Origin of the sequence: Flavobacterium aquatile LMG 4008 = ATCC 11947, assembly GCF_000757385.1 — a bacterium.
GTDB classification, from domain to species: Bacteria; Bacteroidota; Bacteroidia; order Flavobacteriales; family Flavobacteriaceae; genus Flavobacterium; species Flavobacterium aquatile.
Genome location: NZ_JRHH01000001.1, coordinates 268,862 through 282,580, shown reverse-complemented (window position 1 = coordinate 282,580; position 13,719 = coordinate 268,862). Strand labels below are relative to the sequence as shown.

17 protein-coding genes are annotated in these 13,719 nt (G+C 32.9%); 1 reads left to right on the top strand and 16 read right to left on the bottom strand.

What is annotated here, in order from left to right; translation table 11 throughout:
- Positions 1-80 precede the first annotated feature (80 nt).
- From queA to LG45_RS01150, 16 genes are all read right to left on the bottom strand, one after another.
- Positions 81-1,130 carry a tRNA preQ1(34) S-adenosylmethionine ribosyltransferase-isomerase QueA gene (gene queA / locus LG45_RS01220; RefSeq protein ID WP_035123616.1) on the bottom strand — a complete coding sequence of 350 codons (1,050 nt, stop codon included), beginning with the start codon at positions 1,128-1,130 and terminating at the stop codon, positions 81-83.
- A gap of 159 nt (positions 1,131-1,289) precedes the next feature.
- Positions 1,290-2,534: a 3-phosphoshikimate 1-carboxyvinyltransferase gene (gene aroA / locus LG45_RS01215; protein WP_035123614.1), complete on the bottom strand. Its 1,245-nt coding sequence runs from the start codon at positions 2,532-2,534 to the stop codon at positions 1,290-1,292.
- The gene (locus LG45_RS01210) at positions 2,534-2,860 is read right to left on the bottom strand and encodes a DMT family transporter (RefSeq protein ID WP_035123612.1); all 327 of its coding nucleotides are present in this window, start codon (positions 2,858-2,860) and stop codon (positions 2,534-2,536) included. The genes aroA and LG45_RS01210 overlap by 1 nt, the downstream gene beginning before the upstream one ends.
- A gap of 1 nt (position 2,861) precedes the next feature.
- Positions 2,862-3,188, bottom strand: a complete 327-nt coding sequence (locus LG45_RS01205) for a nucleotide pyrophosphohydrolase (RefSeq protein WP_035123610.1) — start codon at positions 3,186-3,188, stop codon at positions 2,862-2,864.
- 12 nt (positions 3,189-3,200) lie between these two features.
- Positions 3,201-3,644 (bottom strand): hypothetical protein, encoded by a 444-nt coding sequence (locus LG45_RS01200; RefSeq protein WP_035123608.1) that lies wholly within the window; start codon positions 3,642-3,644, stop codon positions 3,201-3,203.
- The gene (locus LG45_RS16415) at positions 3,604-3,744 is read right to left on the bottom strand and encodes a hypothetical protein (protein WP_165570780.1); all 141 of its coding nucleotides are present in this window, start codon (positions 3,742-3,744) and stop codon (positions 3,604-3,606) included. Before LG45_RS16415 ends, LG45_RS01200 begins: the two co-directional genes overlap by 41 nt.
- Before the next feature lie 444 nt (positions 3,745-4,188).
- Positions 4,189-4,695: a hypothetical protein gene (locus LG45_RS01195; RefSeq protein WP_035123606.1), complete on the bottom strand. Its 507-nt coding sequence runs from the start codon at positions 4,693-4,695 to the stop codon at positions 4,189-4,191.
- A gap of 174 nt (positions 4,696-4,869) precedes the next feature.
- The gene (locus LG45_RS01190) at positions 4,870-5,304 is read right to left on the bottom strand and encodes a hypothetical protein (RefSeq protein WP_035123604.1); all 435 of its coding nucleotides are present in this window, start codon (positions 5,302-5,304) and stop codon (positions 4,870-4,872) included.
- A 1-nt stretch (position 5,305) separates the two neighbouring features.
- Entirely contained in the window at positions 5,306-5,899 is a 594-nt protein-coding gene (locus LG45_RS01185) for a Panacea domain-containing protein (RefSeq protein ID WP_035123602.1), read from the bottom strand.
- Positions 5,900-6,061: 162 nt separating this feature from the next.
- A complete protein-coding gene (dtd, locus tag LG45_RS01180; RefSeq protein ID WP_035123600.1) occupies positions 6,062-6,514 on the bottom strand; it encodes a D-aminoacyl-tRNA deacylase in 453 nt (150 codons plus the stop codon).
- Between the two features lie 48 nt (positions 6,515-6,562).
- Positions 6,563-7,543: a ribosome small subunit-dependent GTPase A gene (rsgA, locus tag LG45_RS01175; protein WP_035123592.1), complete on the bottom strand. Its 981-nt coding sequence runs from the start codon at positions 7,541-7,543 to the stop codon at positions 6,563-6,565.
- Positions 7,544-7,643: 100 nt separating this feature from the next.
- Positions 7,644-8,168 carry a hypothetical protein gene (locus LG45_RS01170; protein ID WP_035123590.1) on the bottom strand — a complete coding sequence of 175 codons (525 nt, stop codon included), beginning with the start codon at positions 8,166-8,168 and terminating at the stop codon, positions 7,644-7,646.
- A 75-nt stretch (positions 8,169-8,243) separates the two neighbouring features.
- Positions 8,244-9,329: a bifunctional 3-deoxy-7-phosphoheptulonate synthase/chorismate mutase type II gene (locus LG45_RS01165; RefSeq protein ID WP_035123588.1), complete on the bottom strand. Its 1,086-nt coding sequence runs from the start codon at positions 9,327-9,329 to the stop codon at positions 8,244-8,246.
- A gap of 72 nt (positions 9,330-9,401) precedes the next feature.
- The gene (locus LG45_RS01160) at positions 9,402-10,241 is read right to left on the bottom strand and encodes a prephenate dehydrogenase (protein WP_035123586.1); all 840 of its coding nucleotides are present in this window, start codon (positions 10,239-10,241) and stop codon (positions 9,402-9,404) included.
- Entirely contained in the window at positions 10,238-11,386 is a 1,149-nt protein-coding gene (locus tag LG45_RS01155; RefSeq protein WP_035123584.1) for a pyridoxal phosphate-dependent aminotransferase, read from the bottom strand. Before LG45_RS01155 ends, LG45_RS01160 begins: the two co-directional genes overlap by 4 nt.
- 67 nt (positions 11,387-11,453) lie before the next feature.
- Positions 11,454-12,335 (bottom strand): prephenate dehydratase, encoded by an 882-nt coding sequence (locus tag LG45_RS01150; RefSeq protein WP_052087434.1) that lies wholly within the window; start codon positions 12,333-12,335, stop codon positions 11,454-11,456.
- A 324-nt stretch (positions 12,336-12,659) separates the two neighbouring features.
- Here LG45_RS01150 and gldA point away from each other — a divergent pair, with 324 nt between their 5' ends.
- Entirely contained in the window at positions 12,660-13,565 is a 906-nt protein-coding gene (gene gldA, locus LG45_RS01145; RefSeq protein ID WP_035123582.1) for a gliding motility-associated ABC transporter ATP-binding subunit GldA, read from the top strand.
- The last annotated feature ends 154 nt before the right edge of the window (positions 13,566-13,719 follow it).

Below are 13,719 nucleotides of genomic sequence, written 5' to 3'. Positions count from 1 at the left end.
ATGCGTAGTGATTCGCTCAAAAAAAAATCCCAATCAAGTTTTCACAAGATTGGGATTGTATTTAGACTGATATTGTTTTATTAGATGATTAACATCGCGTCGCCGTAAGAGTAGAATTTATATTTTTCTTTGATGGCTTCTTCGTAGGCTTTTTTCATTAAATCGTGTCCGCAGAACGCTGAAATCATCATTAATAATGTTGATTTTGGTGTGTGGAAATTGGTTACCATACAATCTGCAATGCTGAAATCGTAAGGTGGAAAAATGAATTTATTAGTCCAACCGTCGAATGGATTTAGTGTTCTTTGCGATGAAACTGCGCTTTCAATTGCTCTCATTGAAGTTGTTCCGATGCAGCAAATTCTTTTCTTTTTGGCTTTAGCGTCATTAACGATATCGCAAGCTTCTTGATTGATTTTTAGCTCTTCCGAATCCATTTTGTGTTTCGACAAATCTTCAACTTCTACTGGATTGAACGTTCCTAAACCTACGTGAAGTGTAACTTCGGCAAAGTTTATTCCTTTAATTTCTAATCTTTTTAAAAGGTGTTTTGAGAAGTGCAAACCAGCAGTTGGAGCGGCAACAGCGCCTTCTTCTTTTGCATAAATCGTTTGGTAACGCTCCGCATCGTCTTCGTTTACTTCGCGGTTGATGTATTTTGGAATTGGCGTTTCACCAAGTTCTGTAAGTTTGTTGCGGAATTCTTCGTACGAACCGTCGTATAAGAAACGTAATGTTCTACCACGAGAAGTTGTATTATCGATAACTTCGGCAACTAGAGAATCGTCGTCACCAAAATATAATTTATTTCCAATTCTGATTTTACGAGCTGGATCTACTAAAACATCCCAAAGGCGTTGTTCTGCATTTAATTCTCTAAGTAAGAAAACTTCAATTCTTGCACCCGTTTTTTCTTTATTTCCGAACATTCTTGCAGGGAAAACTTTGGTATTGTTAAGAATCATCACATCGCCATCGTCGAAATAGTTGATGATGTCTTTGAACATTTTGTGTTCTATTGTTCCTGTTTTTCTGTCGATTACCATTAAACGAGATTCGTCACGGTTTTCTGCAGGATATTCAGCTAATAATTCTGTTGGTAAATTGAATTGAAAATGAGATAATTTCATTTAAGAGAGTTTAAAAGTTTAAGAGTTTAAAAGTTTAAGGTTGTTTCCTATAGACATTTAAAATTCAGAGTGCAAATATACGATTGTGAGATAGGCGTTGTCAAGTGTTTTGCCTTTTATTTTTGACATTGCCACAAAGACGCCAATTAACGGAGTTTTTTATTTTTTTTCTAACTGAAAACCAATACTTTCTAAATCCTCCCAAAAAGTTGGATATGATTTAGAAACTACCTCAGCATCTTTAATAATTATTGAAACTTTTAAAGCCAGCGGTGCAAATGCCATTGCCATTCTGTGGTCTTGATAGGTCGCGATTGTTACATTAGAATTTAGATTATTAGATTGTTCTATTGTTAACGAATCATTTGTTATAGAAATAGTTGCTCCAAGTTTAGAAAGTTCTATTTTCAAGGCTTCTAATCTATCGGTTTCTTTGATTTTTAAAGTGTGCAAACCTGTAAGGTGGCATCCAATTCCTAATCCGAAACTCGTTACAGCTATGGTTTGAGCGATATCGGGTGAAGATTGCAGATTGCAGTTAACAGATTTCAGATTGCAGATTGCAGTTTTTGAAATTGTTATTGAATTATTTTCAAAAACGGTTTCAACTCCAAAATTTTTATAGATTTCTACTAGTGCTGAATCGCCTTGAAGACTGTTTTCTTTATAACTTGAAAGTGTTATTTGAGTTCCTATTTGGGAAAGTGCAACTATGGAATACCAATACGATGCTGAACTCCAATCGGATTCAATGGTTAAATTAGATGCTGAAACTAGTTCAGCATGACAAATTGTAATCTTATTATTTTCAAAAGAAGTTTCTACACCAATTTCGTTTAGTAATTGCAGCGTCATTTTGATGTAAGGAATAGAAGTTATTTCGCCTTCGAGCGTTAATTCTAATCCATTTTCAAGTTTTGGCGCGATTAATAAAAGAGCCGAAATGTATTGACTACTTACATTTGCTGGAAGCGAAACTTTACTTTGAGTCAATTTTTTTCCGATGATTTTTATCGGAGGAAATCCTTCGTTTTCTTCGTAAGTTATTTCAGCTCCGAGTTGTTGCAATGCTTCTACTAAAATTTTAATTGGACGTTCTTTCATTCGCGAAGAACCAGTTAAAACTACTTCTTTTCCTTCCTGAATAGCAAAAAAAGCTGTAAGAAATCTCATAGCTGTTCCAGCGTGGTGAACGTCTATTAATTGTGAATGGTGAATTGTGAATTGTGAATTTAGTGCACCGGCCATAACTTCTGAATCATCAGAATTGGAGGTGTTTTCAAGAGTTATATTTGGATATAATGCTTGCAACAATAATAATCTGTTGGTTTCAGATTTGGAACCTGTGATTTTTAAAGTTGAATTTTGATTTTTGTATGTTGATTTTTGTAATTGAAGATTCATTATTTTGTGACTACTTTTAAACCTATAATTGAAATTATTAATGTGCTGATGAAGAAAACGCGCCAAAAAGTAGCTGGCTCTTTAAAAATAAAAATCCCAACGAGTACGCTACCAACAGCGCCGATTCCTGTCCAGACAGCGTAAGCCGTTCCAATTGGTAGTTCTTTAGTGACTTTTACAAGTAAAACCATACTGATTGTAAGGCAAACCAAAAATCCGGCATACCAAAAAATCATGGTATTTCCAGATGATTCTTTAGCCTTTCCAAGACATGTTGCAAATGCTACTTCGAACAAGCCAGCGATTATTAATAGTATCCAGTTCAATTTATTTTAATTTGTCGTTGTTGTGATGTCTGTCGTGATCGCGGTTGGTTTTTAAATCCAACTTTTTATCAAATGCCGCTTGAAGATCGATTCCTGTTTGATTAGCAAGACACAAAACTACAAAAACCACGTCGGCTAATTCTTCGCCAAGGTCTTTATTTTTATCGCTTTCTTTCTCAGATTGTTCTCCGTAGCGTCGTGCAATTATTCGAGCAACTTCACCTACTTCTTCAGTAAGTTGCGCCATATTGGTTAATTCGTTAAAGTAACGAACACCATGGTTTTTTATCCAGTTGTCTACTTCTAGTTGGGAGTTTTTTAGGTTCATATTATGTTTGAATTAAAGAATTGCTTCCCAAAAATCGGGATTGTGAGTACCTTGTTCTTTTTCTAATGCAATAATTTTTTGTGCCAATTCTTTCATCTCGGCAGCATTGGGTTCATTGTTTACAATACAACTCAACACATACTGTTTTATTCCCACAGTAGTAGTTTCTATTTGTTGCATTGCTTTTTCTTGTTCTTCTAAGGCTTCTTTATGTTGTGCTTCGGCATCTAGTTCTGCTAGAACTTCTTTTTCATATTCGTCTATTGTTTTAGACAATGCTTTTACGGTATCTGCGATGCTAAAATTTTGACTTTTAAACATATTTTGCAACACCATTTGCTTAAATTCTCTTAGTATTACAACTTGCTCTTTTAACGGTTGCTTTGTTAACCATTTAATAAAAGAAGTTGGATTCTCATTGAAAATAATATCGAATAATTGTTGTTTGTAATACATACTGATTTTTTTGGTATTCTGTTAGTCCAAGTGCTTTTATGTAAGCGTCTATAACGTCTTCTTCGCTTGTTGCTTTCTGTAGTTTTTCGTAAAGACTCATAGTTTTTAGGGTAACGATTAGTTAAGAAAACAAATATAAATATAATTGTGAATTATAAATTGTGAATTGGTAACGATTTTCTCTAAAAACGCCTACGATGGCGTGATGAACCCCAACGATGGCATTGTTGATGCCAAATTTGACGTTCTTGATGCCAAATTTGGCGTAGGCCTACCCCAAAATTTACGTTAGTGATGCCAACATTGGCGTTACAGATGCCAAACTTGGCGTTGCTTGCGTAAAGGATGGCGTTTTTGGGAGTTTTTTATAATGAACAACACTTTTAGATTTTCTAAAAGGGTTTTTGTATTGTTTTAATTCTACTTACGAAGAAAACTTCGCCTTTTTTTGTCATGTTGACTAAGGAAACATCGCATCATAATTTGCTTTGTGTGATTGCTAGTGTGATTCTTCGTGCCTCAGAATGACAAAAAAAATAGAAAACTACGATGTTGGTTCGCCAGCTGTTGGCGTTTCTGTTGATGGCGTTGTAGTGGCTCCTGTTCGGTTAAAAAACTGTGCCATATCGGCTACTTTAGTTTCAAATCCTGCAGCTTTAGTACTTGCTTTGTATTGGCTGAAACCATAATCGGTAAGTGCTGCTTGGTAATTGTCAAAGTCGTGCAAAATCTTGTTGTTGTTTAATCCGTCAATGATATTTTGCAACTTAGCAATCGTAGCTTGAATAAAAGATCTCGAGTCGAAATCGTTTTGAAACTCTACCCAATCTACATCGGCACTACTCAATGCTGGCTGATTGATTCTGTAGTCTAATGCTTTGTTAACTATAAGTTTGTTTTGTTCATTGATGCTTCCGTAGCGTTTGCGCTCTTCGGCTGTAAGATTTCTAAATTTTTCTGATAAAGCAGTTTCTAGTGCTGTAATGGCATCGGCAGCAGCCGTTTTTTCTGTAGCTGTGTAGTGAACGTTGTTTAAATTATCAAAAGGCATAATAAAAAGATTTAAGTTAATACTATTGTTAAAACTCAAACCTACAGCATATTATCGATTTATTGCGTCGAACTATCACTACTTCATAAGTAGAACTTTTACTACGCTACTCTTTGTTTTTTTTGAATATTTATGAGAAAATTGGAAATAAAAAAACACTTCAACTGAAGTGTTTTATAGTAATTTTCGGTATTTGTTTCTAATATTTGGAGAGTTCTTCAAACAATTTAAAATATCTTGATGTTCGTTTGGTTTCAATTTTCCAACCAACTTATAATCTTTTGGTTTGTATATATATTGAATTGTTGTAATTGATTGATTTGTAATTAAACCTGCGTACACATACGTATCTAAAGGAAATGAAAAATCACATTCGGTTATAGGAACATTATTTTGAAAGAAGTAACAACCAATTTGCTTTTCAGGAATATTGATACAGCCATGTTTTTTTTCAATAGTTGAAGGTATATAATCTTTGGAACTTGGCAACGATATAAGTATCATACCATCAGAGTCAGCTTTTAAAACTAGAAAGTATTTTGGTTTGGCCGGATTTCCGTTTTCAAAATAATACTCGTCAAAGTACAATAAATTCCTTTCTTCAAACATGTTAGTGCTTTAATGAAGAAACAAAACTTAGAAATTCTTTGTGTTCATTGTAGAAATCCAACTTTGACGAATCGTTTTTAATTAATTCTGTAAAATCAATTTTAATATTGGTAGTAGGAAGTTCTTCGCTCAAAAGTAATTCTAAAACTCCATTTTCTTTAGCTGCATTGTACCAAAGCGAATTTTCTCGGTGCGTATATTCTACTAAATCGCCACAATTTGCGCCGGAAAATTCATTGATTATTTCATTCATCAATGCAATATCTGAATCTGAAAATTCATCATCATTGAAATGATTTACTTTATCAAAAACGAAACCACTTCTAGTGTTTCTTTTTTTGATGTAATCCTTTAAAATTGTTGGCTCTTCGGTAAATTCAACGTAAAGATTTTGACAAACAGGACCAAATTTCCAAACCTCAAAGTCAAGGTTAAAAAAAGGCATACTACGTTTTTCAATGGATTTTTCTTCAATTATGTAAACTAATTTTAGTAAACTAGTTTTTGGAAGAGAACCCATTTGCTCAATTAAATAAACAAGTGCATTGCCTAATTTATCTATTTGTTCGTGGTAATATTTATTGTTGATAGTCATGGTTTAATAAAATAGTTAACATGTTGATTTACAAAAACATAAACTAATTAAGGAGTGCAAAGATAATACCATTTGCGCTAACTTTTATTAAAAGTATGGAATATTTACCATATAAGCGCAAGTTTTACCAAATAATTGTAATTTTTACAAATCAAAAAAATGTTACTCTTTATTTTTTGTATCAATAATTATAGTAACTGGACCATCATTTACAAGTGCAACTTTCATATCGGCTCCAAATTGCCCGGTTTGTACTTTTTTACCCATTTCAAGTTCCATTTGACTAATAAACTTTTCGTAGAGCGGAATGGCAATTTCGGGTTTGGATGCTTTTATATAACTTGGTCTATTTCCTTTTTTGGTTGCAGCGTGAAGTGTAAATTGCGAAACCACAATTATATCTCCATTAGAATCTTTTACAGAAAGATTCATGACCTCGTTTTCGTCTGGAAATATTCGGAGATTGGCTATTTTAGAGGTTAACCAATTGATGTCTTCTTGATTATCGGCATCTTCAATTCCGATTAAAATCAATAATCCATGTTGAATATCGGCTACAATTTTAGAATCAATTGTTACAGACGATGATGAAACTCTTTGGATTACTGCTTTCATGTTGATTAACGATTGAAGAATGACGATTTTGGATTTTAGAACTTAACACTACTTGTTCCTCGTTGCATCACTGGCGATTCGATCATCATTGTAAATGTCTGTTCTATAATTATCTTCATCGCCTTCTAAAATTTTTAAATAACTGTTGTAACGCGTCCAAGAAATTTCATCTTTTTCTAATGCTTCTTTAATGGCGCATTTGGGTTCTTCTTTGTGAAGGCAATTATTGAATTTGCATTGATCTTTTAATTTAAAAAACTCTGGAAAATAACCGCTGATTTCTTCTTTTTCCATATCTACAATTCCGAAACCTTTTATTCCTGGTGTGTCAATAATTTTGGCGCCGAAAGATAAATCATACATTTCTGCAAAAGTCGTTGTATGTTGTCCTTGCATGCTTTGTTCAGAAATTGTTTTGGTTTTTAAATGCAAAGTCGGTTCCAATGCGTTGACTAATGTAGATTTTCCTACGCCTGAATGTCCAGAAAACATGGTGGTTTTACCAATCATTAACTCTTTTAATTCTTCAATTCCTTTTCCTTCAGTAGAGGAAACTCGCAAACATTTATAACCAATTTGTTGGTAAACGTGTTGCATATAAAGTTGCTCATCTAAAGTAGCATCATCTAAAGTGTCGATTTTATTAAAAACCAAAATAGTTTCGATTCCATAAGCCTCGGCAGTAACAAGAAATCGATCAATAAAATTGAATGTTGTTGGTGGATTATTTACTGTTATCAACAGAAAAACGTAATCTAAATTGGAAGCAATGATGTGCATTTGATGTGAAAGATTCACCGATTTTCTTACGATATAATTTTTCCTATCGTGAATATTATGAATCGTTCCGGTTACAGTATCGGAAGTTTCATCCAAATCATAATCTACAATATCGCCAACGGCAATGGGATTGGTACTTTTGATGCCTTTAATACGGAATTTTCCTTTAATACGGCATTCCATAAAATCGCCTTCATTCGATTTTACGGTATACCAACTTCCGGTAGATTTATATACTGTTCCTGTCATTTGGCAAATTTACAATTTTAGATTTTAGATTTTAGATTTTGACAAACAAAAAAAAGGCTGTTTAAATTAATAAACAGCCTTTTTTAGTATTTGGAAAATCTTAGTATTTGTAAGCTACACCAGTTTTGATTGCTTGTGAACCTCCAAGAGCATTAGAATTTGCACCAACTGTAGTTTTATCTGCAGTTAATAAAACGAAAGGACAACCTTGTTTTGCAGCATCCATTTTCAATTTCTTTTGAGCTTTTTTATCTCCTGTGTTTCCTGTTTGGAAATTAATTAAACCTGTTTTACCACGTACTTCACCAACTTTTTTCAAACCAGCGATGTATGATTTCTCTTCAAGGATAACCACTTTTTCCCAATCTGCTTCACTGCTAACTACGATTTTTTCTGTTACATCTTCTACTCTTTTTGTTTTACCATATACAATTTTTTCAACTGCATATTTTCCGATGGTATTTTCAGCATCTTCACCATCATATTTGAATACAACTGTGTACTCGTCTAATCTAATCACTTTACCTTCAACAGTTTCTCCACTGTGTTTTGTAATAACGTCAACTTGTGCATTTGCAACTCCAAAACTAAAAATTGTTGCAAGAACTAAAATAATTTTTTTCATTGTATTAAGATTTTGTTTAAATTGACTGCAATTATACAATTTTTTTGTTAAATTAGTATACGTAAAACTTCGTATTTAAATTTTATTTATAACTTTCTCTTGGTGACTAATACTTTCTTGGTGAATTGCTTTAAATAATCTTAAAATAAATTCTTCACTTAATCCCTTTTCCTCTCCGTCGAGAATCATTTTACCTAGAATTTCATTCCATCTTTTGTTTTGTAAAACAGCTACATTTTTGGCTTTTTTTAATGCTCCAATTTGCTCTGCTACTTTCATTCTATTTCCTAAAATCTCTAGCAGTTTAGCATCCGCAACATCAATATTTGCACGAAGTTTAATCATTTCTGTATTAAAATCTTCTTCGTTAGACGATGTTTTTTTGACTTTTAAATCTTCAAAAATTTGTTTTAAAACTGTTGGAGTAACTTGTTGCGCTGCATCACTCCAAGCATTATCAGGATCAGTGTGTGTTTCAATAATTAAACCATCATAGTTTAAATCTAAAGCTTGTTGCGAAACTTCTTGAATCATATCTCTTCTCCCAGTAATGTGCGACGGATCACAAATTAAAGGCAAATCTGGAAACTTACTTTGTAACTCAATAGCAATTTGCCATTCTGGAATGTTTCTGTATTTGGTTTTTTCGTAGGTTGAAAAACCTCTGTGAATAACACCTAATTTTTTAATTCCTGCATTGTATAAACGCTCAACGCCACCAATCCAAAGTGCCAAATCTGGATTTACAGGATTTTTTACCAATACAATTTTATCGGTGTTTTGCAAAGCATCAGCAATTTCTTGAACTGCAAATGGATTTACTGTGGTACGCGCACCAATCCATAAAACATCAATATCGTGTTCTAACGCTAATTTTACGTGCGCAGCATTTGCAACTTCAGTCGCCATTAACAGACCAGTCTCGGCTTTTGCTTTTTGCAGCCATTTTAATCCAATTGCACCAACGCCTTCAAATCCTCCTGGACGCGTTCTAGGTTTCCAAATTCCGGCTCTAAAAATTGATACATCAGAATTTTTTAATTCGTGAGCAATTTTCAATACTTGTTCTTCTGTTTCTGCACTACAAGGTCCAGCAATTACTATTGGATGTGGCAAATTGAAATCATTTAACCACGTTCTCATTTCTTTTTTATTTTCCATTTTTCTTTGAGTTGGAAGCTGGAAGTTGGAAGTTGGAAGTCAATCTTCCCGCTTCCATCTTCTAACTTCATGCTATTTTAATATCTCTTTAATTCTATTAGTATTCTGCATTTCGTTAAAAACCTCATCGTAATTATCTTCCTCTAATAATTTTTTGAAGTTAGATAAATTATGAATGTATTCTTCTAACGATTTTACTACTTGTTTTTTGTTTTGTTTAAAAATTGGTGTCCACATAGCTGGTGAACTTTTGGCTAAACGAACGGTACTTTCAAATCCTGAACCTGCCATGTCAAAAATATCTTGCTCGTCTTTTTCTTTTTCAATTACTGTTTTCCCAAGCATGAACGAACTTATGTGCGATAAATGCGAAACGTAAGCAATATGTTTATCGTGCGATTTTGGATCCATGTATCGAATTCGCATTCCGAGTTTTTTAAATAAATCCATTGCTTTCTCTTGCAATTTAAATGTTGTTTTCTCAACTTCGCAAATGATGTTAGTTTTTCCTTCGAACAATCCTTTTACTGCTGCTTTTGGTCCAGAAAATTCGGTTCCAGCAATAGGATGACATGCTAAAAAATTCCTTCTTTTCGGATGATTTGCAATCGCTTCACAGATTGGGGATTTGGTTGAACCAACATCAAAAACTAAGGTTTGCTCTCCTATTTTATCTAAAATGTTAGGCAAAATTACTAAACCCACATCAACTGGAACAGAAACAATTATCAAATCTGCGTTAATTAAATCATTTTCAGACGCTTTCTCGTCAATCAATCCAAGTTGAATTGCTTCGTCCAAATGCTTTTCGTTGGCGTCAATTCCGAAAATCCTTGCATCGTCATAAATTGATTTTATGTCTAACGCCATTGATCCGCCGATTAATCCGATTCCTATTATGTATATTTTCATGACTTAAATCTTTTTATTGCTTCAAGAATATTTTCTTCTTTCACACACAATGAAAACCGAATATATCCTGAGCCGTTGCTTCCAAATATTGTTCCTGGCGTTATAAATAAATGTTTTTCATATAATAAATTATCAATGAATTCTTCTGATTGAATTCCAGCAGGTAATTTTGCCCAAACAAATAATCCGACCGAATTTTTATCAAACGTACATCCTAATTTTTCTGCCAATTGAAAGATTAAATTTCTTCTTTTGGTATAAATTTCATTCTGACTTTCAAACCATTCTTTTCCTAATTTCAATGCTTCGATAGCGCCTTTTTGAATTCCGTAGAACATTCCCGAATCCATATTGCTTTTTACTTTTAGAATGGCATCAATAAATTTTGAATTTCCCAAAACCATTCCGACGCGCCAACCAGCCATATTGAATGTTTTGCTCAATGAATTCAGTTCTAAAGCAATTTCTTTTGCGCCTTCAACTTGTAAAATTGATATTGGATTATCGTTTAAAACAAAACTGTACGGATTGTCGTTTACAATTAAAATGTCGTGTTTTTTTCCAAAATCAATTAGCTTTTTATACAATTTTAAAGTTCCGTTTGCGCCTGTCGGCATATGTGGATAACAAACCCACATTAATTTCACTTTTGATAAATCAGTTTTTTCTAATGCTTCAAATTCGGGTTGCCAATTGTTGTCTTCTTTCAAATCGTAATAAACCGACTTTGCTTGAATCAATTCGGTCACAGAAGCGTATGTTGGATAACCTGGGTTTGGAATTAAGACTTCGTCGCCTGCGTTTAAAAAAGCTAATGAAATATGCATAATTCCTTCTTTAGAACCCATTAATGGTAACATTTCAAGATTAAAATCTAGGTTAACATCAAATTGATTTTTATAGAAATTAGCAAAACCTTGACGCAATTCTGGCAATCCTTGATAACTTTGATATTCGTGTGCTTTGTCATCAAACATTGCGTTTTGAATGGCTTCAATCACAGAAGAATGTGGTGCCATATCTGGGCTTCCAATTCCCATATTGATGATTGGTTTTCCTTCGGACGCGAGTTGTCTTACTTCTTTCAATTTTCTTGAGAAGTAGTATTCTTGTACGGTTTCTAATCTTTTTGCTGTTGTAATCATATTTTTACACGAATTGCACGAATTATCACGAATTCCTACTTTTTAAAATTTCAATAATTGAATTTCGCTATTGTTTTTTTTGAAATTGATTTTTGAAATTGACTTTTGAAATTGTTATTGCTTTTTGTTTTTTGTTTTTATATTCACCTAAAACCTTAAAATGATTGGTCATTATTTGTAAAATTTTAGTGGCTTTTTCATAATGTTTGTACTTTTCAAAAACTACATCTACAAAAAATGAATATTGAAAAGGCGTTTCTATAATTGGCATTGACTGAATTTTGGTTAGATTTAATTTGCAATTGGTCATCACATTTAAAACTGTTGCCAAACTTCCTGGCGTGTCGTCTAATTCAAATTTTAACGATGCTTTATTTATTTCTTCTTTTGGCACTTGACTTTCTTCTTTACTTAAAATAAAAAATCGGGTCATGTTATTGTTAACAGTTTGAATTTCGGGTGCAATTATATTTAAATCATACATTTTTGCAGCAACTTTGCTTCCGATTGCTGCGATGCTTTTTATTTGATTCTGATGAATTCTTCTTGCTGTTTCGGCAGTATCTTTATCTTCAACTAATTTAATACTTGGATGCTTTTTCAAGAAATCCATGCATTGCAATAACGCCATTGGATGCGAATGTACTTCTTGAATTTCATCTAAATTTTGTCCGTTTAAGACCATTAAATTCTGAATTATATCTAAATAATACTCGCCAATAATGTGCAAATTGTTCTTGTCAATTAAGGCATAATTTGGGATAATCGCACCTGCAATAGAATTCTCAATTGCCATTACAGCAAGTTGCGATTGATTGTTTAACAAACTATCCGTCAATGCTTCAAACGATAAACATTCGTCAACCTCAACATTTTCTTGAAAATATTCTAGGGCAACTTGATGGTGGAACGATCCTTTTATTCCTTGTATGGCTACTTTTTCTTTCATTTTGGTCAAAAAAAAAATCCCGATTTACATCGGGATTACTATTTATGTTTTTTATATAAATTACTTTTTTACATAACACAATAACAATCCCTGTTTCTTCCAAAAAAAGAAATAAGAAAAATTGTTATAATATGTTGCGAAAATTGTGCTCATTGTTGTTTTTATGTTTTGCTAAAGTAACAAAAAATGTTACACAAGTATAATTTATTTAAAAAAAGTTACTTAATCGTTTTCGTAAAATCATAAACAAAACAATTAAACGTTATTCAATTACTAGTTTATATTTCCTTTAGTATTTATTACATTTGCTACAAATATCATATTATGTCTATAGAAGTTCAAAATATTTCAAAAAGTTATGGTGCTCAAAAAGCATTGGATAATGTTTCATTTTCTGTTAAAAAAGGTGAAATCGTTGGTTTTCTTGGTCCGAATGGTGCTGGAAAATCTACGTTGATGAAAATTTTGACTACTTATATTAATTCTGATGAAGGAACGGCTTCTGTAAATGGAAATGATGTTAACACCAACCAAAAAGCGGTACAACTTTCTGTGGGTTATTTAGCAGAACACAATCCGTTGTATTTGGATTTGTATGTTCGTGAATATTTAGAATTTAATGCTGATGTTTATAAAGTTGCTAAATCACGAATTGAAGAAGTAATTGAATTGACTGGATTAACACCAGAAAGTCATAAAAAAATTGGTCAATTATCTAAAGGTTACCGCCAAAGAGTTGGATTGGCAACAGCATTGCTACACAATCCAGATGTTTTAATTTTGGATGAACCCACTACAGGTTTGGATCCAAATCAGTTGGTAGAAATTAGAAATGTGATTAAAAACGTTGGTAAAAACAAAACGGTTTTTCTTTCTACACACATTATGCAAGAAGTGGAAGCCATTTGTGATAGAGTAATTATCATCAATAACGGAAAAATTGTTACCGATAAAAAACTAGACAACTTAGTTTCGGATATTGTGGAACAAGTGATTGAAGTTGAGTTTGACAAAGTTGTAAATGAAGCATTATTTACCGCTTTCTCTGATTTAAAATCTACTAAAAACACACACGATAATGTTTGGGAATTGACTTTTGAAACCGAAGAGGACAAACGCCCAGCAGTTTTTGATTTTGCTCAAAATAATGGTTTACGTGCGCTTCAATTGTCTTTGAAAAGTAAAAACTTGGAAGAGATTTTTAGAGAGAAAACGAGTAAAAAAAGTTAGAAGTACAATTTACGAAATGCGAGATTTAGCCCAGATAGCAGTGGAAAGCTTGGTGAAGGAAAATTATAATTTTTCTTGAGGTAAAATTGCGACCAAAGGAAGCGCATTTTAGCTCTTAGAAAAATATAATTTTACAAGCCAACTTGCAACGTAT